This is a genomic window from Ideonella sp. (assembly GCF_041287625.1).
Classification (GTDB): Bacteria; Pseudomonadota; Gammaproteobacteria; order Burkholderiales; family Burkholderiaceae_C; genus Ideonella.
The window spans coordinates 34,507-59,082 of sequence record NZ_JBGGNH010000052.1 but is presented as its reverse complement, the minus strand read 5'-3'; the positions used below and the strand labels follow the sequence as shown (position 1 = coordinate 59,082).

General features: G+C 72.7%; 7 protein-coding genes. All 7 read right to left on the bottom strand.

The genetic code is table 11. The annotated features are described in order from the left end of the window. Genes ACAH41_RS19480 through ACAH41_RS19450 form a run of 7 tightly spaced genes read right to left on the bottom strand, consistent with a single transcriptional unit; the run spans position 1 to position 24,574 of the window. On the bottom strand, positions 1-4,482 hold the full coding sequence (locus tag ACAH41_RS19480; RefSeq protein ID WP_325651673.1) for an SDR family NAD(P)-dependent oxidoreductase: 4,482 nt from the start codon (positions 4,480-4,482) through the stop codon (positions 1-3). Continuing rightward, the gene (locus tag ACAH41_RS19475) at positions 4,479-7,766 is read right to left on the bottom strand and encodes an amino acid adenylation domain-containing protein (RefSeq protein ID WP_325651675.1); all 3,288 of its coding nucleotides are present in this window, start codon (positions 7,764-7,766) and stop codon (positions 4,479-4,481) included. Before ACAH41_RS19475 ends, ACAH41_RS19480 begins: the two co-directional genes overlap by 4 nt. A 24-nt stretch (positions 7,767-7,790) precedes the next feature. Continuing rightward, positions 7,791-10,808: an amino acid adenylation domain-containing protein gene (locus ACAH41_RS19470; RefSeq protein WP_325651677.1), complete on the bottom strand. Its 3,018-nt coding sequence runs from the start codon at positions 10,806-10,808 to the stop codon at positions 7,791-7,793. A 3-nt stretch (positions 10,809-10,811) separates the two neighbouring features. After that, a complete protein-coding gene (locus tag ACAH41_RS19465; RefSeq protein ID WP_325651678.1) occupies positions 10,812-17,855 on the bottom strand; it encodes an SDR family NAD(P)-dependent oxidoreductase in 7,044 nt (2,347 codons plus the stop codon). After that, positions 17,855-23,134 (bottom strand): non-ribosomal peptide synthetase, encoded by a 5,280-nt coding sequence (locus ACAH41_RS19460; protein ID WP_325651679.1) that lies wholly within the window; start codon positions 23,132-23,134, stop codon positions 17,855-17,857. Before ACAH41_RS19460 ends, ACAH41_RS19465 begins: the two co-directional genes overlap by 1 nt. Continuing rightward, positions 23,131-23,829 carry a 4'-phosphopantetheinyl transferase superfamily protein gene (locus ACAH41_RS19455; protein ID WP_325651681.1) on the bottom strand — a complete coding sequence of 233 codons (699 nt, stop codon included), beginning with the start codon at positions 23,827-23,829 and terminating at the stop codon, positions 23,131-23,133. Before ACAH41_RS19455 ends, ACAH41_RS19460 begins: the two co-directional genes overlap by 4 nt. Next, positions 23,807-24,574, bottom strand: coding sequence for a thioesterase II family protein (locus ACAH41_RS19450; protein ID WP_370538424.1), 768 nt, complete (start codon positions 24,572-24,574; stop codon positions 23,807-23,809). The genes ACAH41_RS19455 and ACAH41_RS19450 overlap by 23 nt, the downstream gene beginning before the upstream one ends. Positions 24,575-24,576: the final 2 nt, after the last annotated feature.

Here is a 24,576-nt window from a genome sequence, read left to right as displayed (position 1 = left end):
TCAGGAAAGGTCGGCGCCGATCTGTTCGATCAGGCGCAGCTCCACCAGCGCGGCCAGGCCGGCAACCGTGGGTTCGGTGAACAGCTCGGCCGGATGCAGCGTGACGCCGAAGCGCTGGCGCACCTGGGTCAGCAGTTGCAGGGCGGTCAAGGAATCGCCACCCAGCTCGAACAGGCTGTCGCGCCTGCCAAGGCCGTGGAAGCCCAGGGTTTCGCCCCACAAAGCCGCCAGCGCCTGCTCCAGCTCGCCTTCGGGCGCCGCGAACGGCGCAGCAAGCGCGGGCCGCGCATGGGAAGCCGAGCCTCGCGGCGTGGCGACAGGCAGCGCGTCGCCAAAGTCCAGCGAGCGCGCTGCGGCCTGCTTGGCGGCCAGGCCTTGCGGCGAGACCAGCACCGCCGCGGGCGGCCCTGCCAGCACGCGCTCGAAGGCCTCGGCGCCTTGCGCGGGCGAGAGGCTGGTGGCGACATCCAGGTGGCGGTGCGCGGCCATGCCGACCTCGCGCCAGCTGTCCCACAGCAGCGACCAGGCCGGCCAGCCGCGCTCGCGGCGCAGCCACTGGGCGTGGGCATCGAGGCAGGCGTTGGCGGCTGCGTAATCGGCATCGCCGAAGGCGCCGACCATGGCGGCCATCGAGCTGCAATGGGCGACAAAATCCGGCGCGGGCCCGTCCCAGGCTTGCGCCAGCGCGCGGGCACCACCGAGCTTGGGTGCCATCACGGCAGCCACCGCTTCAGGGTCACGTTGGGCCATCACGCCGCCGCCCGCCAGGCCCGCGGCGTGGATCACGCCGTGCACGGTGCCGAAGCGCCGCCGCGCCGCCTGCAGCGCGCTGCGCAGCTGGGCCGCATCGCTCACGTCGGCCTGCAGTGCCAGCCATTCGCCGCCCTCGCCTGCCAGCGCTGCCAGCGCCTGCAGGCGCTGGCGCAGCGCGGCGGGGGTGGCCGGATCGGCCAGCAGTGCCGGCCAGTCGCCCTGCGCCGGCAAGGCCGAGCGGCCCAGCAGCACCAGCCTGGCCTGCCAGTGGCGCGCCAGGTGCGTGGCCAGCGCCAGGCCAACGCCGCCCAGGCCGCCGGTGACCAGGTACACGCCGCCACGCCGCAGCGGTGGCGCGGCCTTGGGGCGAGAGACCGCGACCGCCTGCTGCACCCAGCGATGCGGGCCGCGCAGCGCCAGCTGTGGCAGCGCCGCGGGCGACTGCAGCTCGGCCAGCACCTGTGCGGCCAGCTGGGCTTGCGCACGCCCGTCGCCAGCCGGGTCCAGCGCGTCGATCAGCTGGCATTCGATGTCCGGCCACTCCTGCGGCAGCGCCGCGCACGGGCCACGCAGCGCGGCCTTGGCGGGGTGCAGCGGCTCGATGCCGGTGATGTCGTCCAGCTGGCTGGCCAGCACGGTGACGCGCAGCTTCGCAGCCCGCACCGCCGGGCCGGCGCGGTGCAGCGCCCGCACCAGCGCGAGCAGGCTGTACAGCCCGTTCTGCAAGACGGCTTCGTCCTGCGCGTCGTCCGCGGCTGGCAGGCTGCCGGTGTGCACGATGTGTTGCAGCGGTCCGTGGGCCGCGGCGGCGTGTTGCAGCAGGCCGGCCAGCGCGTCGGCATCGCCTTCGAACGCCGTGACGCGCTGCACGGCATGGCCTGCCGCGCTCAGCATCGCGGCGAGGGTTTCGTCGAACCCGCTGTGCTGGCCCAGCAGCAGCACCGGGCCAGCGGTGCGGGCCACCGACGCGGACACCGGCTCGGCACGCTGCCAGCGCATCACCTCGAACCAGTCGTCCAGCGGGCGGGGGCCGGCGGTGACTGGCGCCATCGACGCCACCGGACCGGCCTCGACCCAGTGCCGCTGCCGCTCGAACGGATAGCCAGGCAGCGGCACGCGGCGTGGCCTGGCCTCGGCGGACCGGCAGGCGGCCCAGTCCAGCGGCGCACCCGCTTGCCACAGCCGCGCCAGCGTGCCGGCAAGGTGGGCTTCGGCCTGCGCCTGTTCGCGTGGATGCGGCTGCGAGGCCAGCAGCGCCGCCGCCTCGCCTGCGCGGGCATGGCGGCGCGCCAGGCCGGTCAACACCTCGCCGGGGCCGACTTCCAGCAACAGCCTGCCCGGCGTGGCGAGCAAGCTGTCCAGCCCATCGGCAAAGCGCACGGTGCCGCGCAGATGGCGCACCCAGTAGGCCGGGCTGGTGGCCTCTTCGGCGGTGATGAAACGGCCGCTGAGGTTGGAGATGAAAGGCAGGCGCGGCGGGTGCAGCGTGACCCGCGCCAGCACCGCTTCGAAGGCCGGCAACGCAGGTTCGACCATCGCCGAATGGAAGGCATGCGAGACCTGTAGCCGCCGCACGGCCACGCCCCTCGCCTGCAACAACTGCTCGGCCGCGGCAATGCATGCCAACGGGCCCGCCAGCACACACAAACCTTCGGCATTCACCGCCGCCAGGCTGCAGCCCTGCGCCAGCACTTCGGGCGGCAGCGCGGATTCGGCCAGCGCGACAGCGGTCATCGCGCCGGTCGGCAGGGCCTGCATCAGCCTGCCGCGTTCGGCGATCAGGTCCAAAGCGTCTTCCAGGCTGAACACGCCCGCCAGGCAGGCGGCCACGTATTCGCCCACGCTGTGGCCCAGCATGGCCGTGGGCTGCAGGCCCCAGCTCATCCACAGCCTGGCCATGGCGTATTCGACGACGAACAACGCCGGCTGGGTCAGCGCGGTCTGGGCCAGGGACTCGGCGGCCACGCGCTCGTCGCTGGCGGCCGGGAACAGGCAGTCGCGCAGGTCCAGGCCCAGGCGCGGGCGCAACTGCTCGGCGCATTGGTCCACCAGGCTGCGGAACAGGGGGGCCTGCGCATGCAACGCACGGCCCATCCGCAGATGCTGCGCGCCCTGGCCCGGGAACAGGAAGACCAGCACGGGCGACTGCGCGCCGACCTGGGTGGCGGCCAGCCATTGGCCCTGGTCTGGCGCGGCGCCGGGCGGCACCAGGCGCACGCTGCGGTGGGCCAGCGCTCGGCGGCCGGTTTGCAGCGTGAACGCGGCGTCGGCCGCGGCCGGTGCGCCGGGTGCTGCCAGGCAGACGTCCAGCTCGGCCTGGGCCTGCTGCAGCGCGGCAGCGCTGCGGGCCGACAGCGGCAGCAGTTGCCAGCCTTCGGCACGCGCCACCTGCACAGGGCGCGGCGACGCTTCCTCCAGCACCACATGCGCGTTCGTGCCACCCATGCCAAACGAGCTGACACCCGCGCGGCGCGGCGTGGCGCCGGCCGGCCAGGGCCGGGTGCGGGCGTTGACCTCGAAGCCACCAGCGGCAAAGTCGATCTGCGGGTTGGGCTGCTCGAAGTGCAGGCTGGCCGGCAGCGTGGCGTGACGCAGCGCCAGCACGGTCTTGATCAGGCCGGCAACGCCGGCCGCAGCGTCCAGGTGGCCGATGTTGGTCTTCAGCGAGCCGATGGCACAGGGCGCGGCGCGGGCCGGCTGGCCTTCGCTGTTCGCGGCAAAGGCCTGGACCAGCGCGGCCAGCTCGATCGGGTCGCCCATGGGCGTGCCGGTGCCGTGTGCCTCCACGTAGCCGATGCTGGCCGGTGAAACGCCGGCCACGCGCTGCGCGGCGACGATGGCACGCGCCTGGCCTTCCACGCTGGGCGCCGTGTAGCCGACCTTGCCGGCACCGTCGTTGTTGATGGCCGAGCCCTTGATCACGGCGTGCACCGTGTCGCCATCGGCCAGCGCCTCGGCCAGGCGCTTGAGCACGACCACGCCCGCGCCGCTGCCGCTCAGCGTGCCGGCGGCTTGCGCGTCGAAGGCCCGGCAATGGCCGTCGGGCGAACGGATGCCGCCGGGCTGGTAGAGATACCCCTGTCCTTGCGCCAGGTTCAATGACACGCCGCCGGCCAGCGCCAGATCGGCCTCGAAATTCAGCAGCGCCTGGCAGGCCAGGTGCACGGCCACCAGCGAGGTGGAGCAAGCGGTTTGCACCGACACGGCCGGGCCGCGCAGGTCCAGCGCGTAGGCGGTGCGCAGTGCGAGCGCGTCCTTGTCATTGCCGTTCAGCAGCGCCGGCAATGCGGCCTCGTCGGCCAGCGCGCCGGCCGGCAGCAGCTGGCGCCAGACGTACTGGTTGGCACTGCTGCCGGCGTAGACGCCTGTGCGCACCGGGCGCGAGGGGCCGTCGTAACCGGCATGCTGCAGCGCGTGCGCGGCGGTTTCGAGGAACACACGCTGCTGCGGGTCCAGGCGCTGGGCCTCGCCGGCAGCCAGGCCGAAGTAGCTGGCGTCGAACAGCGCCATGCCGTCCAGCACCACGCCGGCCTTCACATAGGCAGGGTCGGCCAGCAAGGCCTCGGGCACGCCTTGCGCGCGCAAGGCCTCGTCGCTGAAACGCTGCACCGACTCCACGCCGTCTCGCAGGTTCTGCCAGAAGGTGGCCAGGTCCGGCGCGCCGGGGAAACGCCCGGCCAGGCCGACGATGGCGATGTCCATCTCGCCGATGTCAAGGGACTCGTTCATCGCAGCGCTCCTGCCGCGGCGGCACGGCGGCGGCGCATCAAGGCCTCGCGCTGGCGGGCCGCGTCGTCTCCCGCGGCCTGCAGCGCGGTGCTGACGGCAGGTTGCTCGCGCGCAGCCAGGTGCCGCGCCAGCGCGGCGATGGTGGTGTGGGCAAACAGCTCGACGAGCGGCACCTGCAAGTCCAGCTGCTGCTTCAGCGCCGCTTGAAGCGCGACCAGGCGCAGCGAGTGGCCGCCGAGGTCGAAGAAGTTGGCGTCCCGGCCCAGCTGCGCCATCGGCAGGTTCAGCACCTCGGCCCAGACCTTTGCGAGCGCGGCCTCGCCTGGCTGCAGCGGCGCGCCGCCGGCGGCCTGCCCGCTTGGCGCTTGTGGTTCGGGCAAGGCCTTGCGGTCGATCTTGCCGTTGGCATTCAACGGCAAACGCGGCAGCGTGACAAAACGCGCCGGCAGCATGTAGGCCGGCAGCACACGGGCCAGCGCGGCCTGGTGCGCGGCAACGGCGTCGCCCGCCATCTCCGGCGCGAGGTAGGCGACCAGGCGCTCCGGCGCAGCGCCAGCGGGCGCTCCGGCAGCCGGCAGCGCCACCACCACGGCCTCGCGCACACCCGGCTGGCTCAGCAACTGCGCCTCGATCTCGCCCAGCTCGATGCGCTGGCCACGCAGCTTGAGCTGGTGGTCAAGCCGGCCGAGGTATTCGAGTTGGCCGTCCTCACGGTGTCGCACCAGGTCGCCCGTGCGATAGAGGCGCGCACCGTCTGCGGCCAGCGGGTCGGCCACGAAACGCTCGGCACTGAGGCCGGGCTTGCCCAGGTAGCCGCGCGCCAGGCCCACGCCGCCGAGGAACAGCTCGCCGGGAGTGCCGGGCGCAACCGGGTTCAGGTCGGCGTCCAGCACGCGCAGCCGCAGGCCGGCGATGGGCGCGCCAATCGGCACGGGGCGAGCCAACGGCGCGTCCTCGGGCCGGCAGGTCCAGTGGGTGACGTCGATGGCGGCCTCGGTGGGACCGTAGAGGTTGTGCAGGCGCGCCTGAGGCAGGCAGGCGGCCAGGCGGCGCTGCAGCTCGGCCGGCAAGGCTTCGCCGCTGCAGACGATGTCGCGAACGCCGGTGCAACTGCGCGCCACCGTTTCGTCAGCGAGGAAGGCCTGCAGCATCGAGGGCACGAAGTGCAGCGTCTTCACCGCGTGCCGGCGAATCGCCTCGGCCAGACGGGCCGGATCGCGATGCGCCTCGGGTGCGGCCAGCGCCAGGCTCGCGCCCACCGTCAAGGGCCAGAAGAACTCCCAGACCGACACGTCAAAACCGATGGGGGTTTTCTGCAGCACGGTTTCGCCCACGGCCAATGGGTAGGCCTGCTGCATCCAGGCCAGCCGGTTGTGCAGCGCGCCGTGCACATTGGCCGCGCCCTTGGGCCGGCCGGTGGAGCCGGAGGTGTAGAGCACGTAAGCCAGTTGCGCAGCGTGCACCGGCAGCGCGGGGCTGTGCGTGGGGCCTGTGGCGGCCAGCGTGGCGCTCACCGCCTGCTGCGGGAACGCAGCCAGCGCCGGCAGGCTTTCGCCAGGCAGCGTGAGCACCAGCGCCACGCCGCTGTCCGTCGCCATGTAGGCCAGGCGCTCGGCCGGCAATGTCGGGTCCAGCGGCACAAAGGCGGCGCCGGCTTTCAGCACCGCCAGCAGCGCGATCACCAATTCCAGCGAACGTGGCATGGCCACGCCAACCCGCTGCTCGGGCTGCAGGCCGCCTGCGAGCAGCGCATGGGCGAGTTGGTTGGCGCGCGCCTCCAAAGCGTCGTAGCGCAGCGACTGTGCTTCGCCGCCCTCGCCTGCCATCACCAGCGCGATGGCGGCTGGCGTGGCGCGGGCCTGTGCGGCAATCTGCTGGTGCACCGGCTGCACGCCGGGCATGGCCGGGCCGCCATCGCCCCAGCGAGCGAGCTGGGCCAACGCCGGCTCGTCGACCAGGTGCAGCGCGCCGTAGCGCTGCTCGGGCGCGTGCAGCAACTGGCCCAGCACCGCCTCGAAGGCGCGGGCCAGCCACTGCGCGGTGGCGGGCTCGAACAGTGCGCTGCTGTACTCCAGCCGACCCTGCACGCCCTCCGCCCCGATGTAGAAATCCAGCGAGAGGTCGAACTTGGCGCCGCTGTCGTCGAACTCGACGAAGCCGGCCTGCAAACCGTCCAGCGCCAGCGTGGCGGACTGCGCCATCTGCACGCCCAGCATCACCTGAAACAGCGGACTGCGGCCGGGCTCGCGGCGCTCGCTGCGCTGCGCGGAAAGCAGCTCGAATGGCAGGTCGGCATGGGCCAACGCGTCCAGCGCATCGGCGCGCACGCGGCGGCAGATGTCGCGCAGGCTGGCCGCGGGGCTGAGCCGCACGCGATGCACCAGCGTGTTGACGAAAAATCCCATCAGCCCTTGCAAGGCCTCGTCGTCACGGCCGGCATGCGGCACGCCGATGGCGAAGTCCTGCTGCCCGCTCCAGCGGCCCAGCAGCAGCTGCCAGGCGGTGAGCAGCACGACAAACGGCGTGCAGCGCTCGGCGCGGCAGAACTCGCGCAGCGCCAAGCACAGCGGCGTGGGCAATGCAAAGCCCAGCGCGCGGCCTTCGAAGCGCGGCAAGGCGGGGCGTGCATGGTCGGTGGGCAGCGCCAGCGCCGGCACTTCGGGGCCGAGGTAGGCATTCCAGTGCGCCAGCCGCGCGGCCAGCGCTTCGCCTTGCAGGGCTTCGCGTTGCTGTGTGGCGTGCTCGGTGTATTGCAAGGGCAGCGGCGGCAGCGCCACGGCGCCTGGCTGCTGGCGGGCCAGCCGGTAGGCCTCGGCCAGGTCCGTGGCCAGCACGGGATTGGAGCCGGCGTCCGAGGCAATGTGGTGCAGGCAGACGACCAGCACATGGCGGGTCTCGTGCAGTTGGACCAGCCGCGCCTGCATCACCGGCGCCTGGGCCAGGTCGAAGACATGCAGTGCCAACTCGCGCACCGCAGCGTCCAGCGCGGCCTGCTGCGCTGCATCCGCCAGCCCGCGCAGGTCCTGCCGCTGCAGCGTGAAGGCCAGCGAGGGCTGCACCCATTGCAGCACCTGGCCGCCATGCTCGGCAAAGCGGGTGCGCAGCACGGCATGCCGGTCGACCACGGCCTGGAAGGCACGGGCCAGCGCTTCGGCGTCCAGCAGACCGTCCAGCGTGAAGACGCGCGGCAGGTTGTAGGCCGTCTGCCCCGGCGCGAGCTGCTGCAGCAGCCACAGCTGCTGCTGGCCGAAGGACAAGGGATGGGCGTGGGGCGGCAGGGTCATGTCGAAGGCACTTGGGGTGGGAACTCAGGCGGGCTGCAGGGCCTGGGCGCGCTGCAGCAGCTCGGCCGCGTCTTCGCGCGCCTGCAGGGCTGCGGCCAAGGCGGCCGCGCTGGGGTGATCGAAAACCCAGGCCGGCGGCACCTCCACCGCAAGCTGCTTGCGCAGGCGGGCCACCAGGCGGATCACCAGCAGCGAGTGGCCGCCCTGGTCGAAGAAGTCGTCTTCCACGCCCAGTGCGCCACGGCCCAGCAGCTCGCCCATGCCGGCGGCCAACAAGGCCTCGACGGCATCGCGCGGCGCACGCTGCGGCGAGGCAGGTGCGGCTTCGGGTTGGCGCGCCATCGCGGCCAGCGCCTGGCGGTCCAGCTTGCCGTTGGCCAGGCGCGGCAGCGTGGCCAGCAGGTGGCACTGGGCCGGCAGCAGCGGTGCGGGCAACGCGGCGGCCAGCGCCTCGCGCAGGCCGTCAGCCGTGACACCGGTTTCAGCGACGACGAAGGCAGCCAGCACCGTCTGGCCCGTGGCATCGGCCAGGCCCAGCACGGCGGCCTGGCGCACACCGGCTTGCGCGCGCAACACGGCTTCGGTCTCGGCCGGCTCCACCCGGAAGCCGCGGATCTTCAGCTGATCGTCGGCCCGGCCGAGCAGGCGCAGGCCGCCTTCGGGCAACAGGCAGGCCAGGTCGCCGCTGCGGTACAGGCGCTGGCCGAGGGAATCTTGGATGAACACGCTGTCAGGCCCGTCCAGCTGGTTCAGCTCGGGGCGGTTCAGGTAGCCGTCGCAGAGCTGCGCGCCGCCGATGAACAGCTCGCCTACCGCACCGATGGGCACCGGCCGGCGCTGGTGGTCCAGCACACGCACGGCGCTGCCGGCCAGCACCTGGCTCAGCGGCAGGCGCTCGGGCCACGGCGCGCCGGGCGGGCAGGCATGCACCATCACGCCGACTGTTGCTTCGGTCGGCCCGTAGTGGTTGGCAACCCGCGTGACTGGCGCGAGCGCGGCGATGCGCGCCAGCAGCGCACGCGGCGCCGGTTCGCCGCCGAGCACGATGCGCGCCGGCAGCAGTGGCTGCTCGCCTTCCAGCAAGGCCTGCAGGTGCGAGGGCACGATCTTCAGCGCGGTGATGCGGCCGGTGGCCAGGAAACGCGCGAAGTGCGCGGCGTCCTGCATGTCCCCGGCGCTGGCGATGACAAGGCAGCCGCCGTGGCACAGCGCGCCGAACAGCGCGGTGTTGCCCAGGTCGGCCGCAACCGTGCCAGTGAGCGCCCAGCGCTGCGGGCCGGCCAGATCCAGTGCCTGCGCCACGCCGGCCACGTAGTGCCGCAAGGCGCCGTGCGAAATCATCACGCCCTTGGGCCGGCCGGTGGAGCCGGAGGTGTAGAGCACGTAGGCCAGGTCTTGCGGGTGACGGCCCGGCGGCAGGGCCGCAGCGGATGTGGGGCCGGCCATCAGCGCGGCCCAGCTCGTCACTGGACAGGCGGCACCGGGCTGCGGCGTGTCGCTGACCAGCAGCGACGGGCGGGCCTCGGCCAGCACCGCGGCGCGGCGCGCGGCCGGCCATTCCGGATCCAGCGGCAGGTAGGCCGCACCGGCTTGCCAGGCGGCCAGCATGGCGACGAGCAAGGCCGGCGAACGCGGCAAGGCCAGCGCGACCAGGCGCGGCTCGCCGGGCTCTGCGGCCGACATGGTTTGCGCCATTGCCAACGCGGCCTGGCGCACCTGCGCGGCCAGTTCGGCGTAGCTGAGTTGGCTGCCATCGGCCTCGATCGCCGGTGCGTTTGGCGTGTGCTCGGCCCAATGCATCCACAGTGCGTCCACACCCTGCGTGCAAGGCGCGGCGGCGGGGCCTTGCAGCGCGGCGTGGGCCTGCTGATCGGCGGGGCTCAGCGGGTTCAATTCGGCCAGCGGCGTGGCCGGCTCAGCGAGCAAGGCAGTGATCCAGGCCTGGCATTGCGCCAGCAGCACCTGTGCATCGCACGCCGCCTGCGCCCGCACCGTGAGCTGCGCACCGGCTGGCGACCACAGCACCTGCAGGCCCAGCGCGCTGCCAGGCCAGTCGCCTTGCAGCGCCCGCACCCGCCAGCCGCCAGCCAGGGCCGGCAGCGTGTGGCCGGCAAAGCCCGCGGCGAGATGCACCTGCGAGGGCGGCGCCTGCACCGGCCAGTATTCCTGCGCGGCGAGGTGGGCTGCGGCGTCGGCCTGCCAGCGCAGCAGCCAGCCGGCAAACGACTCGTCTGCTCGCGGGTCCAGCCGCAGCGGCAGCGGCTTGTCGAACAGGCCGACGGCCCCTTGCATCACGTCGTAGTCATCGCGGCAGTCGTGCTGCCAGTGCGCCAGCCGCGGCTCGAAGCCTGCCAGCCGCACCAGCAGCGACCACCACGCGGCCTGCAGCCAGTCGCAGGGCGACAGGCCGGCCGACCCGGCAGCGGCGGTGATGCGCTCGGATTGCGTGGCGCTCAGCGTGGCGACCGCGGCGTGTTCTGCCGAGGCATCACCGCGCTGGGCCGGATGTGCTGCGGGCCAGGTTTCGGTGCCGGCCAGCGCCTGCTGCCAATAGGCGCGGCCTGGCGCGGCGTCTTCGCCTTCGGTCAGCGCCTGGCGCCACTCGGCATAGGCGGGGTACTGGAACAGGCTGTCGACTTCCGGCGCGAGCGCGCCAGCGCAAACGTCCGCCAGCTGCTGCGCCAGCGCAAGCAGGCTGCCCGCATCGGCCCACAGCGGGTGCGCGGCCAACAGCAGCCGGCCTGCGGCCAAGCCCACGCGCAGGCCTTCGCCGGGCTGCGCTGCGGGCTGCAGCAGCGCGGGCAGGTCCACCTGTTGCAGACGTGGCAGGGCCGACAGCGCGCATTGCGCATGCGCTGGCCACAGCGCATTCAACGCGGCTTGCAGCGCGTCAGCGTGCAGCGTGGCGGGCACTTCCAGCTGCAGCACGCGCCAGGGCAAGGCAGCATCGGCAGGCAAGGCCTGCAGCGCGGCGCGCATCGCGCGCTGCTCGGGGCTGGGTGCGGCTTCGGCGGGCCAGGCGGCCAGGTGGTGATCGGCCATCGTTCAGTCCTCCACCTTGGCCGACGCCAGCGGCGCCAGGGCTGTGCGCTCGAACATCGCGCCCATCGCGACGACGATCTTGCGCGGGCCCTGGTACGGGTCCCGCGCATGGGCGGCCAGCATGTTGTCCAGCATCACCACGTCGCCCTGGCGCCAGTCGAAGCGCACCGCGCAGGCCTCGTAGGCCTGGCCGATGGTGGCCATGGTCGCGTCCGGAATGGGCTCGCCGTCGCCGAAACAGACCTGGCGCGGCATGCGCGCTGCGCCCACCGTTTCCAGCAGGTCGGCGCGCACCTCGGGCGCCAGGCAGCTGGTGTGGTGCAGCTGCACCTGGTTGAAGAAGACCCGCTCGCCGGTCACCGGGTGAACGATGACCGCGGGGCATCGGGTGCGGGTCTGCAATGCGTCGTCCTCGAACCAGCGCCAGGCGATGCCGGCGGCGGCCAGCCGGGCTTCGACGGCCGCGCGGTCGTCGGTTTTGAAGAACTCGCGCCAGGGCACGTCCAGGCCCGGCAGGAAGGTGCGCACATACAGCAGCTCGCGGCGCTCGAACTCGGCCACCAGCTCGGCCGGCAGGCGGCGCAGCATCTCGCGCCCGTCGACGATGGGCGTGGCGCCGCCGACCGGCGATGGCAGCTCGCAGAAGAACCACTGCTTGCGCGGCCAGCGCTCCAGGTGGGCGCTCTCGTTGTGGAAGAGGATCATCTCGTCCTCGGGATACGGCGTGGAGCGGTAGGTGTTGCGCCCGCCCTCCTTCTTGGGCAGGTCGCCGTAGCTGCCGTAGAGCTGCGGCTCGATGGCCTCGGCGAAGCGCTCGAAGTCCTGCGGCGTGTGCAGGCCGGTGTTGCGGAACAGCAGGCCGCCGTGGCGCGCCAGCAAGGCTTCCACCTCATCCGCATGGCCGCGTGCCCAGGCGGCGAGGTCCAGGCCAGGCGCTTGCGCCTGCAACACCAGCGGGAAGTTCCGGCCGGGCTGCAGCGGGCGGGCCTGCAACGCGCCGCCGACCAGTTGCACCGGCGCCGCAGCGCGCGCGCCTTTGAGCGCCTGCAGCGCGGCCAGCTTGGCGGAGGTGTCGAGCTTGCGCGGCGGCGTGGCTGTGGGCGAAGAAGGGTCAGCGGTCATGGGCAGACGTTCCGGAGAAGGCATCAAGGTGTGCAGCGGCTCGTTGGGCTGCTGCACGATGGCCTGCAGCAACTGCTGCCAGGCCTGGGCATGGCGGGCCACGGTCTCGCGCCGGTACAGCGCGGTGGCGTAGACCCAGTCGACCTGCAGCGTGCCGCCGTCCTGGCGCACGAAGACGGCGAGGTCGAACTTGGATTCGTTGAGCTGCTGCGGCAACACCTCGATGCGCGCGCCCGGCAGCTCGAAGCGCACCTCGGGCGTGTTCTGCAGCACGAACAGCGTCTGCACCAGCGGGTTGCGGTCGCGCTGGCGCGGCACGCCGGCCAGCTCGACGATCTCGTCGAACGGCGTGAGCTGGTGGTCCAGCGCCTGCAGCGCTGCGCGCTGGCTGGCCTGCAGCCATTCGGTGAACGAGGGCCAGGCTTCATTGCCGGTGGCGGCGGGCAGCCGCGAGCGCAGCGGCACCACGTTGACGAAAAAGCCGATCAGCGGCTCCAGGTCCGGGTGACGGCGGCCGGCCACGTCGGTGCCGATCACCAGGTCTTGCTGGCCGCACGCGCGGTGCGCCAAGGCGAGGAAGGCGGCCAGCAGCACCTGGAACAACGAGGCCTCGTGGGCGCGGGCGAGGCGCTGCAGGGCGTCGGTCAACCCAGGGTCCAGGCGGGTCGACACCACGGCGCCGACCTGCGAGGCGCGGGCGGGCCTTGCGTGGTCCGCCGGCAAGGCGCTGAGCGCGGGCGCGCCGGCCAGCTGGCCGCGCCAGAACCGCGCGCTGGCCTGGCCTTCGGGTGCGGCCAGGCTGGCGGCGTACCAGGCTGCGTAGTCCAGGTACTGCACCGCGAGCGGTAGCCGGGCGAGCGGCCGATGCGCCAGCAGCGCTGCGTAGTTCTGGCCAAGCTCCTGCGCGAAGACGGCGATGGACCAGCCGTCGAACACGATGTGGTGCAGCGAGAGCATCAGCACGTGATGCTGCGGCGCCAGGCGCACCAGCGCGGCCTGCATCAACGGCCCGCGGTCGAGTGCAAACGGCTCGCGGATGAAGGCATCGAAGCCGGCCAGGAAACGCGACTCGCGCTCGGCCTCGGGCAGCGGCGACAGATCGGTCAAGGGCAAGGGGATCTGCAGCGCCGCGTGCACCTGGGCCATCGGTGCGCCATCGCCGTCTTCAGTGAAAACCGTGCGCAGCGTCTCGTGGCGCGCGACGATGGCGTTGATGGCCTGGGCCAGCACGACAGGGTCCAGCGCGCCATGCCAGTCCAGTGCGGCCGACATGTTGTAGGCCGCGCGGCCCAGCGCATCGTCCGCGCTGCCGAGGCGGTCCACCAGCCACAGCCGGCGCTGCATCGGCGACAGCGGCAAGGCAGCATCGCGCGGCACCGGCGCGATGAGCTGGCTGGCCGCAGGCTCGGCCTGCTGCGCGCCCATGTGGGCAGCCAGCGCGGCGAGGGTGGGCGCCTTGAAGAACTCGCTGGGGTGCAGCGCCAGGCCGTGGCTTTTGCGCAGGCGGGACAGCAGCTGGATCGCGACCAGCGAGTCGCCGCCCAGCTCGAAGAAGTTGTCGTGCAGGCCGACGGGCGCGAGGCCCAGGCGCTCGGACCAGGCCGCCGCCAACAACTGCTCCAGCGCGCTGGCCGGGGCGACAAAAGGCGTGGCCAGCGCCGGGCGGGCGTGGCGCTCGGCAGCGGGCGCTGGGGCCGACGCATCAGCCTCGTCCAGCCCTTCGAGCAGGCTGCTGTCCAGCGGGCCGAGGCGGCGTGCCAGGTCGGTGGTGGCAATGACGACCTGCGGCACCGCAGGACCGTTGACGATGCGCTCGAAGGCCAGTGCGCCTTCCGGACCGCTCATGCCCAGGCCTTCGGGCAGCACCAGCCCGCGGGCCATGCCCAGCTCGCGCCAGGCATCCCAGTTGACCGAGATCACCGGGTAGCCGCCTTCCCGGTGGCGCGCGGTGGCCAGCGCGTCCAGGTAGAGGTTGGCCGCGGCGTAGTCGCTCATGCCCAGGCCGCCGGCCAGGCTGGCGATGGAGGAGCAGAGCAGCACGAAGTCCGGGGCCTGCGCGGCCGGTGCCTCGTCCAGCGCGGCCAGCAGCGCGCGGCTGCCCAGGCGCTTGGCGGCCCACACCGCTTGGGCCTGCGCCAGGCTGCGGTGGGCGATCATGCCGCCGCCCGCATCGCCAGCGGCGTGCACCACACCATGCAGCTGGCCGAAGTGCTGGCGCGCCTGCGCAATGGCTTGGCGCACCGCGGCAGCGTCGGCCACGTCCGCGGCCAGCGTCAGCACCTGCGCGCCTGCGGCCTCCAGGGCCAGCAGCGTGGCCAGGCGCTCGCGCAAAGGCGCCGGCTGGGCAGGGTCCTCGGCGATGGCGGGCCACTGCGCACGCGGCGGCAGTGCGCTGCGGCCCAGCAGCACCAGACTGGCCTGCCAGTGTTGCGCCAGGTGCTGGGCCAGCGCGAGGCCCACGCCGCCGAGGCCGCCGGTGATCAGGTAGACGCCTTGCCGGCGCAGGCGCGGGCTGGCGGCCGGCGTGAGCGCCAGCGGTGCCCAGGTCTTGTGCCAGCGGTGCGGGCCGCGCAGCGCGAGCGGCGAAGCCGTGTCTGCACACAACGCTTCGGCCAGCACAGCGGCGGCAAGCTGGCGCTCGGCGGCGCTTTCAGGCGCGGGCGGCAGCAGGTCCAGCACCCGCACCTGCAGGCCTGGCGATTCCTGGCCCATGACCTTGGCCAGGCCTTGCAGCATGCTGCGCTCGGGCCACAAAGGCTCGCTGCCGGTGATGTCCTCCATGCCCTGGCCCACCAGCGTGAGCGCGAGCTGGCGCGCAACACCCGGCTCGGCCGCGTCCAGTGCCTGGGCCAAGGCCAGCAGGCCGGCGTAGTGTCGGGCCAGCCAGCCGTCCTCACCGCCTTCAGCGATGGTCCCCAGGCTGGCGAGGTGCAGCACCTGGCCAGCGGGGCCGTGCGCGGCGATGGCTTCTGTCAACAACCGGGCCAGGGCCTCGCGGCTGTCAAACGGCAAGGTCCAATGCTGCGGGCCATGGCGTTGGAAGCTGGCGCCGGGTTGCGCCCACAGCGCTGCCCTGCCCTGCTGCCGCGCCTGCTCGAAAACGGCAGTGGCCAGGCTGCAGTGCAGCTCGCCGAGCACCAGCACCCAGTCGACCGGCCGCGCACCGTCGGGCCGCGGGAGGCGGGACCAGGTGGGCGCATGGAAGACTTCGGCGGGCGCGGCGGTGCCAGCGCCGCCAGAGCGCTCGACCCAATGGCGGCGACGTTGGAAGGCATAGCCCGGCAGCGGCACCCGGCGGCGGCTGTGGCCCGCGTGATGCGCCCGCCAGTCAATCGCCACGCCGGCGGTCCACAGCGTGGCCAGGGCCTGCGCCAGTTGCTGCGCATGGCGCTCGGGCTGCTGGGCATGGGCCTGGCTGGCGACGATGGCTGCGGCACTTTCGGCTTGCGCATGCTGGCGCGACAGCGCAGCCAGCGTCTCGCCTGGGCCGACTTCCAGCAGCACACGGCCCGGCACGCGCAGTGCCTCATTCAGCCCGTCGGCAAAGCGCACCGTGCTGCGCAAGTGGGCGGCCCAATACGCCGGATCCTGTGCCTGTTCCGCGGTGATCGCCTGGCCGGTGACGTTCGAGATGAACGGCCAGCCTGGCGCCTGGCGCGGCACGGAAGCGACCAGCGCCTGCAGCGCCGGCAGCAGCGGCTCCGTCATGGCGGAATGCGAGGCCACCGCCACATGCAGGCGGCGCGGCGAATGGCCCAGCGCCAGCAGCCGCTGCGCCAGCGTGGCGACTGCGGCTTCGGGCCCGGAGAACACACACACCTGCTCGGCGTTGACCGCCGCCAGGTCGCAGCCGCTGTCCTGCAGCAGTGGGGCCAGCGCCTCGGGTGCGAGCGTGACGGCGCTCATCGCACCGGCGGGCAGGCTGTGCAGCAGGCGGCCACGGGCGGCCACCAGGCGCAGTGCGTCGTCGCGCGTGAACACGCCTGCCACGCAGGCGGCCACGTATTCGCCCAGGCTGTGGCCCAGCATCGCGGCCGGCCGCACACCGCGGCGCAGCCACCACTGGGCGAGGGCATGGTCGATGACAAACAGCGCCGGCTGCGCGATGTCCATGCGCGCCAGCAGCCGGTTGGCCTCGGCCTCGTGGCCGGGCGCGGGAAACAGCAGCGTGCGCAGGTCCAGCCCCAGCTCGGGCTGCAGCAGCGCGCAGCAGGCGTCGATCTCGGCACGGAATGCCGCGTCTTGCTGGTACAGCGCCAGGCCCATGCCGGCATGCTGGGTGCCGCCACCGGGAAACAGGAAGACGACCTCGGGCGGCTGCTCGCCGGCCGTGCGGATTTGCAGTTGCGGCGCGGCCCAGCCTGCCGCCGCCTGCGCCAGCTCACGCGCCACGACTGCGCCGCGCTGCGCAAACGCGCGGCGGCCGGTCTGCAGCGTGAAGGCCACGTCGGCCAGCGCCAGGCCTGGCGCTTGTTGCAGCTCGGTGGCGAGCCGAAGGCCGGCCTGGCGAACGGCCGTGGCGCTCTGCGCAGCCAGCGGCAACACCTGCCACGCGCCGTCGTCTGGCTCGGCCACGACGGCCGGCGCTTCTTCCAGCACCACGTGCGCATTGGTGCCGCCAATGCCAAACGAGCTGACGCCTGCGCGGCGCGGTGTGTCGCCGGCCGGCCAGGGCCTGGCCTGGGTGTTGACGTAGAACGGGCTGCGCGCGAAATCAATGCGCGGATTGGGCTGCGTGAAATGCAGGCTGGGCGGCAAGGTGGCGTGCTGCAGCGCGAGCGCCGCGCGGATCAGCCCGGCCACGCCGGCGGCAGCGTCCAGGTGGCCGATCTGGGTCTTGGCCGAGCCGAGGGCGCAGAAGCCGCTGTCTGCCGTGCCCACGCGGAAAGCATCGGTCAGCGCGGCGACTTCGATCGGGTCGCCCAGCACGGTGCCGGTGCCGTGGGCCTCAACGTAGCCGATGCTGCGTGGCGAGACACCCGCCAGCGCCAGCGCGGCCTGGATCACGGCGGACTGGCCGGCAATGCTGGGCGCGGTGAAGCCGATCTTGTCGGCGCCGTCGTTGTTGACGGCCGTGGCCTTGATGATGGCATGCACCGTGTCGCCGTCGCGCAGCGCTTCGTCCAGGCGCTTCAGCACCACGATGCCGGCGCCGCTGCCGATCACCGTGCCCGCGGCCTGCGCGTCGAAGGCGCGGCAGTGCCCGTCGGGCGACAGGATGGCGCCGGGCTGGTGCTGGTAGCCGCCTTCGGCCAGCAGGTTCAGCCACACGCCGCCCGCCAGTGCCATGTCGCACTCCTGGCTCAGCAGCGCCTGGCAGGCCATGTGCACGGCCACCAGCGAGGTGGAGCATTCGGTCTGCACGCTGACGGCCGGGCCGCGCAGGTCCAGCTTGTAGGCCACGCGGGTGCACAACGAGCCGGAGGAGTTGCCGCTCATCAGGCCCAGCAGGTCTGAAATGCCCGCGCCCGGGGCCAGGCCAGCGCCGGGCAGCAGGTGCTGCATCAGGTACAGGTTGGGGCCTTCACCGGCATAGACGCCGACCGAAGCGGCGCGCGCCTCGCCATGGTGGCCGGCGTGTTCCAGCGCCTCCCAGGCGCATTCGAGGAACAGGCGCTGCTGCGGGTCCAGCTGCGCGGCCTCGCGTGGCGAGTAGCCGAACAGCGCGGCGTCGAACTGGTCCACGCCGGGCAGCAGCAGGCCGGCCTTGACGAAGTCGGGGTCGGCCAGCTGCGCGTCGCCGACGCCTTGCGCGCGCAGCGTGGCGTCGCTCAAGGGCGTGAGCGCCTCGGCGCCGTCACGGATCAGGCGCCAATAGCTGGCCAGGTCCGGCGCGCCGGGGAAGCGGCCGGCCATGCCGATGATCGCGATGTCCGTGCCGGCCACGGCGGTGTCATGCAAGGGGGAAGCGGAGGCGCTGTTCATCACGAGGTCCTGGGTCGAACGGCCTGGCGTTGGCGTTGTGCAGCGCGTTGGCGCAGCGCACGGGCCTGCGGGTCGTCAGCGTTGTTGGGCGCGGCGGTCTCGCCGGGCTCGCCAAGGTGGCTTGCCAGCGCGGCCACGGTGGGATGGCTGAACAGCGCCATCAGCGTGAGGGCCGGCGCCAGGCGCTGGGTCAGCTGGCCGTGCAGGCGCATCAGCAGCAAGGAGTTGCCGCCGAGGTCGAAGAAGTTGTCGTGCAGACCGACACGCGCCAGGCCCAGCACTTCGGCCCATGCTGCCGCCAGGGCTTGCTGCAGCTCGCCTTGCGGCAGCGCCACGTCTTGCGCAGGCGAACGCGCAGGCAGGCGCAGCTCGGCCAGCACGCGCCGGTCGCGCTTGCCGCCAGCGGTCAGCGGCAGCTGTGGCAGCACGGCCAGCAGGCTGGGCACCATGGGTTCGGGCAGCTGTTCCCGCAGCGCCTGGCGCAGCGTGTCGGCCACCAGCGTGGCACCGGCCGCCGGCACCACGGCGGCCACCAGCACCGGCCCTTGCGGACCCGCCTGCAGACCCGCCAGCGCCTCGCGCACACCGGGCAGCGCACACAGCGCCGCCTCCACTTCGCCGAGCTCGATGCGCCAGCCGCGCAGCTTGACCTGGTCGTCCACGCGGCCCAGGCAGAGCAGCTGGCCGTCCGCTCGCAGGCAGGCGCGGTCGCCAGTGCGGTAGAGCCGGCCGCCGGCGGCGTCGAATGGATTGGCGACAAAACGCTCGGCGCTCAGCGCGGCGCGGCCGAGGTAGCCGCGCGCGAGGATCTCGCCGCCGAGGTAGAGCTCGCCGGGCACACCGGGCGGCAGCGGCTGCAGGCTGTCGCCCAGCACCCAGGCCTGGCGCGCGCCGACGGGCGTGCCGATTGGCAAGCCACGCGTCGCATCGTCGGCTGCCTCGTTGAAGTCTGTCGGCGCAACCCACGCGGTGGGCGTGATGACGGCTTCGGTCGGGCCGTAGGCGTTGAGCACCTGCTGTGGCCGCAGCACTCGTCGGGCCAGCGCCAGGTCTTGCGCGGTCCAGGCTTCGCCGCCGCACAGCAGCAGGCGCAGCGGTGGCGCGGCCAGCGGCGCCGCCTGGTCCTGCAGCAACTGGCGCAGGTAGGCCGGCGGCAGGTCGGCCACCGTGGTGGCGTGGCGCGTGCACAGCGCCGCCAGGTCATCGGCCTGCGAAGGCCACTCGGGTGGGCAGACCAGGCGCGCGCCGGCCCACAGCGGCATCAGCCACTGCTCGATGGCCGCGTCCACATGCGAGGGCGCGAATTGCAGGCAGACGTCATCGGCGGTGAGGCTGCAGCGCTGCGCCATCGCGGCCAGGTGCAAAGCCAGCGCGCCATGGTTCACGGCGACCGCCTTGGGCTTGCCGGTGGTGCCGGAGGTGTAGAGCAGGTAGGCCAGCTGCGCGGGGTGCGGGGCTGGCATGGCTGCGGCATGCGCGCCCGGCTCGGCCGGTGCGTCCACGCAAAGCAGTTGCATGCCGGGCAATGCCAGCGGCTGCAGGCCGGGCGCCAGCGCTGTGTCGGTCAACAGCCAGCAGGCGGCGCTGTCCTGCAGCAGCTCGGCCTGGCGCGCAGGAGGCAGCGTGGGCTCCAGCGGCAGGTAGACGCCGCCGGCCTGCAACACCGCGAGCAAAGCGACGACTTGCGAAGGCGAGCGCGACAAGGCCACGGCCACCGGGGCCTCGCGCGGCAGGCCCAGCGCCAGCAACTGGCCGGCCAGGCGGTCGACCCGGCGCTGCAGTTCGGCATAGGTGACCGGCTCGCCGGCCTCGCTGCGCCAGGCCGCGGCTTCGGGCTGCTGGTGGACCCGCTGGGCGATGGCGGCGGGCACCAGCAGCGCCGGAACGACGGCCGTCTCCTGCACAAAGGGCGGCGTGACAGTGGCGTCGGCCAGGCGGCGGTCGGAACCGCCCAGTGCGGCGTCCAGCACCTCGTCGATGAGCCGCAGGTAGCGCACGGCCCAGCCGGCGACGGTGGCCGGCTCGAACAGATCGGCCGCATGGTGGAACTCGAGTTGCCAACCACCGTCGGCGGTTTCGTTCACGTCCAGGCTCAGCTCGAAAGCGGCCGCGAGGTCCGGCAGGCGACTGGCCTGCGCGGTGAGACCGGTGAAGCCAGGTTGCGGCAACGCAGGCTGCAGGTTGAACATGACCTGGAACAGGGGGCTGTGGGCCGGGTCGCGCTGCGGCTGCAGGGCTTGCACCAGCGCTTCGAACGGCAAGGCCTGGTGGGCCAGCGCGCCCAGCGATGCCGCCCTCACCCGCTCCAGCAGCTGCGCCACGCGCAGGCCGCCATGCAGCTCGGTGCGCAGCACGACGGTGTTGACGAACATGCCGATGGGCGCTTCGAGCGCGGGCTGCGGCCGGTTCACCACCGGCACGCCAACGCGCAAGTCCTGCAGGCCGGTGTGTTCGTGCAGCAGCCACTGGTAGGCGGCCAGCAGCAGCATGAACGGCGTGAAGCGGCCAGCCTGGGCTGCGGCGCGCAGGCGTGCGGCTTGTGCCGCCGGCAGCGGCAGCGCATGGCAGGCCGAGCGCTGCGGCACGCCGGGGCGGCGCGCGTGGTCGGCCGGCAGGCGCAGCAGCGGCTGCTCGTCGCCCAGCTGTTCGCGCCACCAGGCAAGCTGGCGCGTTGCCTCGGGGCCGGCCAGCCAGTCGCGTTGCCAGACGGCATGGTCGGCCACCTGCAGCGACAGCGCCGGCAAGTCGACATCGGCATGGCCCTGCACCGCTGCGCTATAGCGATGCGCGAGCTCGCCCAGCAGCACGGCCATGGACGCACCGTCGGCCGCGACGTGGTGCAGCACCAGCGCCAGCATGTGGCGGTCCGCGGCATGGCGGATCAGCGCCACGCGCCACAGCGGGCCGCGTGTGAGGTCGAAAGGCTGGCGGTGCAGCGCTTCGACGACCTGCGCGGTCGCCCCTGGTGGCTGACCGGCGAGGTCGATCAGCGGCAGGCTCAGCGCTTGAGCTGGTTGGATGCGCTGCAGGCCGGCGGCTGGGTCGAAGACTGTGCGCAAGGCTTCGTGGCGTTGGGCCAGCGCGTCCAGCGCGGCTTGCAGGGCGGGCACCTGCAGCGGACCGTCCAGCTGCAGCGTGCCGCCCAGGTGGTAGGCCGGGCTGGCCGGGTCCAGCTGCCACAGGAAACATTGGCGCGCCTGGGCCGGCGACAGCGGCAGCGGCCCTTCGCGCAATGCGGCGGGCAAAGTGGCGATGCGCTGCAGCGCGTGCTGCGCGCCGCCGGCCTGCAGCCGGGCAATCTCTGCCGCCTGCTCGGCCAGCACGGGATGGGCGAACACGGCCTGCGGCGAGAACGCCAGCGACCAACGTTCGGCCACGCGGGCGGCGAGCTGCGCGGCCCGCACCGACTGGCCGCCGCAGGTGAAGAAGTTGGATTCGCGTGAGAGCGGAACGGGGGTTTCACCGCCAAGGTTCAGCACCTGCTGCCACAGCCCGGCCAGCGCGGTTTCCACGCCGGTCAGCGGCGCTGCGCCTGCTGGCCGCGCATCCTCAGCGCCACGCACGAAACGACCGTGGGCATGGATGGCGTAGGCATCGGCACTGCCGTCCTGCCAGGCCAGGCGGCAGGCGCTGCGCTGCAGCTTGCCACTGGTGGTGCGTGGCAGGCCACCCGGATTCAGCAACAACAGCACTGCAGGCGCTTCGCCGCACTGGGCGCTGACGGCAGCCGCCAGCGCGGCGGCCAGGGCTTGCGGCGGCACCAGCTTCTGCATGCCGCGCGAAACTTCGACCGCCAGGCCGATGCCCTCACCATCGCCATCTGGCAGCTCGACCGGGAAGGCCGCGACACGGCCCTTGCGCACCGCTTCCACTTCAGCTTCGACGGCGGCCTCGATGTCCTGCGGGTAGACGTTGTGCCCGCGCACGATGATCAGGTCCTTCAGCCGGCCGGCGAGGTAGAGCTGCCCACCGTGCACAAAACCCAGGTCGCCGGTGCGCAGCCAGCGCTGGCCGGCCTGCTGCACGAAGGTCGCCGCGGTGGCCTCCGGCCGGCGCCAGTAGCCCTGGGCGATGCTGGCGCCGCTGGCCCAGACCTCGCCCACTTGGCCCGGCGTGACAGGCTCGCACGTGCTGGGCAACACAAGCTGCAGCACATGCCCGGGCGCGATGGCACCACAGGCCACCAGTTGCGGCCCTTGCGGCGCGGCGCGGGCATGGCCCTGCGCCAATGCATCGGCATCGAAGGTCTGCACCTGCAGGCCATCGCCTCGCCGGCCGCCTGTGACCATCAGCGTGGCTTCGGCCAGGCCGTAGCACGGGTAGATCGCTGCGGCGTGAAAACCCGCGGCTGCGAAGCGCCTGGCGAAACGCTGCATGGTGTCGGCGCGCACCGGCTCGGCGCCGGTGTAGGCCACGCGCCAGTGCGAGAGATCCAGCGTGGCGAGCTGTGCGTCCTTCACGCGCTCCAGGCACAGGCGGTAGGCGAAGTCCGGCCCGCCGCTGAGGGTGATGCGGTGGCGGGCGATCGTTTCCAGCCAGCGGATGGGCCGCTCCAGGAAGAACGCAGGCGAGGCCAGCACGCAAGGGATGCCGCTGAAGAAGGGCTGCAGCAAACCGCCGATCAACCCCATGTCGTGGAACAGCGGCGACCAGACGAACATCGCGTCGCCAGGCGCCACACCCATGCAGGCCTGGATCACCTGCTCGTTGGCCATCAGGTTGGCGTGGCTGACCATCACGCCCTTGGGCGCGGCGGTGGAGCCCGAGGTGTACTGCAGGAAGGCCAGGTCCTCGGGTGCAGGGCTGTGCGGGCGCCAGGCCTGGGCCGCGGCAGCGTCGATGGTGTCGACCGCGACCGGCTGCAGCTCGCCCAGCGCGGCGCAGCCGACCCGCAGCGCGGCCAGGGTCAGCACGCCTGCGGCCTGTGCGTCGGCCGCAATGCCGGCCAGCCTTGCCATGTGCTGCGGCCGGTGAGGTTCGGGCGGAAACACCGGCACCGCCACCATGCCGGCGTAGAAGCAGGCGAACATGGCGCAGGCGTAGTGCGGGTCGTTGTCCAGCGCCACCAGCAGTCGCGCGCCGGGCGCAAACGAGGCTTGCAGACAGGCCGCCAACGCGCGAACCCGGGCCTCGAACTGCTGGTAGCTGAAGGCCTGCTCGTGCACTGCACCTTGCGCATCGGCGGCGACCGCGGTCAGCGCGGTGACACCGGGCCGGCGCTCGGCGAGCAGGCGCAGGTGGTCGACAAGATTGGCGGCTGGCACGGCGGTGAAAGTCATGCGGCGTCCTGCAGCATCAAGGGAAAAGAAGGCGATGCGGCCAGCGCGGCCACATGGCCGTGCGGCACCGGCAGCGGCCAGACCGACAGCGCCGGCCAGTGCGGCGGCAGTTCGAGTTGATAAGGCGAAGCGGCGTGGGCTGGTGCGGCCAGTACCGAGCAAGCGCCCAGGTGCTCGCCAATGCCCAGGCCCATGGCCTTCAGCACGGCTTCCTTGGCGGCCCAGGTGGCAGGCAATGTGGGCCGGGCGTGCGGGTCTTGCCGTTGCTCGCGCGGCGAGAGCAGTTGCGGCGCCAGTTCGGCCCAGTCGGCCACCGCGTCGCAGCATTCGATGTCCACGCCCAGGCAGTCCACATGGCCAAGTGCGAGCAAGGCATGGCGGCCGGCATGGGCGACGTTGAAGGCGGGCACCGATGCGGCTGCGCCTCGCAGCTGCGGCTTGCCATGCGCCCCAACCTCGAAGCACAGGCTGCGCGGATCGCACCCGCTGGCCTGTGCCAACAGGCGGCGCAAGGCCGCTCGCGTGGCGGTAAAGCGCTGGCGGTCCGCGTGGCGCCAGAAGGCCTGGGCGCGGCGACGCTCGCCATCGTCCAGCAGTTGCCAGTCCGCATCGGCCAGCGGCGCCTGCAGGTCCAGCGTCAGCAGGTGCACTTGCACCTTGTGCTGCAGCGGCTCAGGCAAAGGCAGGCGTTGCATGGTCGGCGCCTGGCGCGAAGCGGGCCAGCGAACGGGTGAGGCAGGCCAGCGTTTGCGCTTCCTGCTGGCGAATGAAGAAGTGCCCACCGTCGAACCAGTCCACGCTGGCCGGGCCGGTGCTGACCTGCAGCCAGGCTTCGACCGCGTCGGCGCTGATGTCGTCCTGCCGGCCGGCCAGCACCTGCAGCGGCAATGACAGGCGCGGCAAGGGCTGCGCTGCCTGCTGCAGCGCCAGCTCGAAGCTCTGGCAGACGGCGTAGTCGGCCGCCAGCACATCCAATGTCATGCGGCGCAGCTCTGCGTGGGCGAAGACTTCCTCGGGCGTGCCGCCTTGGCGGCGCAGGTCGGCCATCAGCGCTTCGTCGCCCTGCAGGTTCTCGAAACGCGCCGGGTCGCGCGCGCCGGGCGCCGGGCTGGCGGAGACGACCAGCGCCAGCGGCATCGGCGCGCCGGCCTGCTGCTGGCGCAAGGCCATGCCGTAAGCCAGCAGCGCACCCATGCTGTGACCCAGCAGCACGCAGCGACCGCGCATGGCGGCCTGCTGCTCGGCGCAGAGCTGCGCCACCAGCGTGTCGAAGTCCGTGGCACTGGGCTCGTCCAGGCGAGAGCCGCGACCCGGCAGTTCCACCGGCTGCACGCGCAGCCAGGCTGGCAGCTGCCGGCGCCAGCGCAGGTACATGGTGGCGCTGGCGCCTGCGCAAGGCAGGCACAGCAGTTCAACGCCGGAAGCCGGCATGGCGGGCATGT

Coding starts and splice junctions, on each gene's coding strand:
- ACAH41_RS19480 (WP_325651673.1), bottom strand. CDS start 4,482: ATGAACGAGTCCCTTGACATCGGCGAGATGGACATCGCCATCGTCGGC.
- ACAH41_RS19475 (WP_325651675.1), bottom strand. CDS start 7,766: ATGACCCTGCCGCCCCACGCCCATCCCTTGTCCTTCGGCCAGCAGCAG.
- ACAH41_RS19470 (WP_325651677.1), bottom strand. CDS start 10,808: ATGGCCGATCACCACCTGGCCGCCTGGCCCGCCGAAGCCGCACCCAGC.
- ACAH41_RS19465 (WP_325651678.1), bottom strand. CDS start 17,855: ATGAACAGCGCCTCCGCTTCCCCCTTGCATGACACCGCCGTGGCCGGC.
- ACAH41_RS19460 (WP_325651679.1), bottom strand. CDS start 23,134: ATGACTTTCACCGCCGTGCCAGCCGCCAATCTTGTCGACCACCTGCGC.
- ACAH41_RS19455 (WP_325651681.1), bottom strand. CDS start 23,829: ATGCAACGCCTGCCTTTGCCTGAGCCGCTGCAGCACAAGGTGCAAGTG.
- ACAH41_RS19450 (WP_370538424.1), bottom strand. CDS start 24,574: ATGCCCGCCATGCCGGCTTCCGGCGTTGAACTGCTGTGCCTGCCTTGC.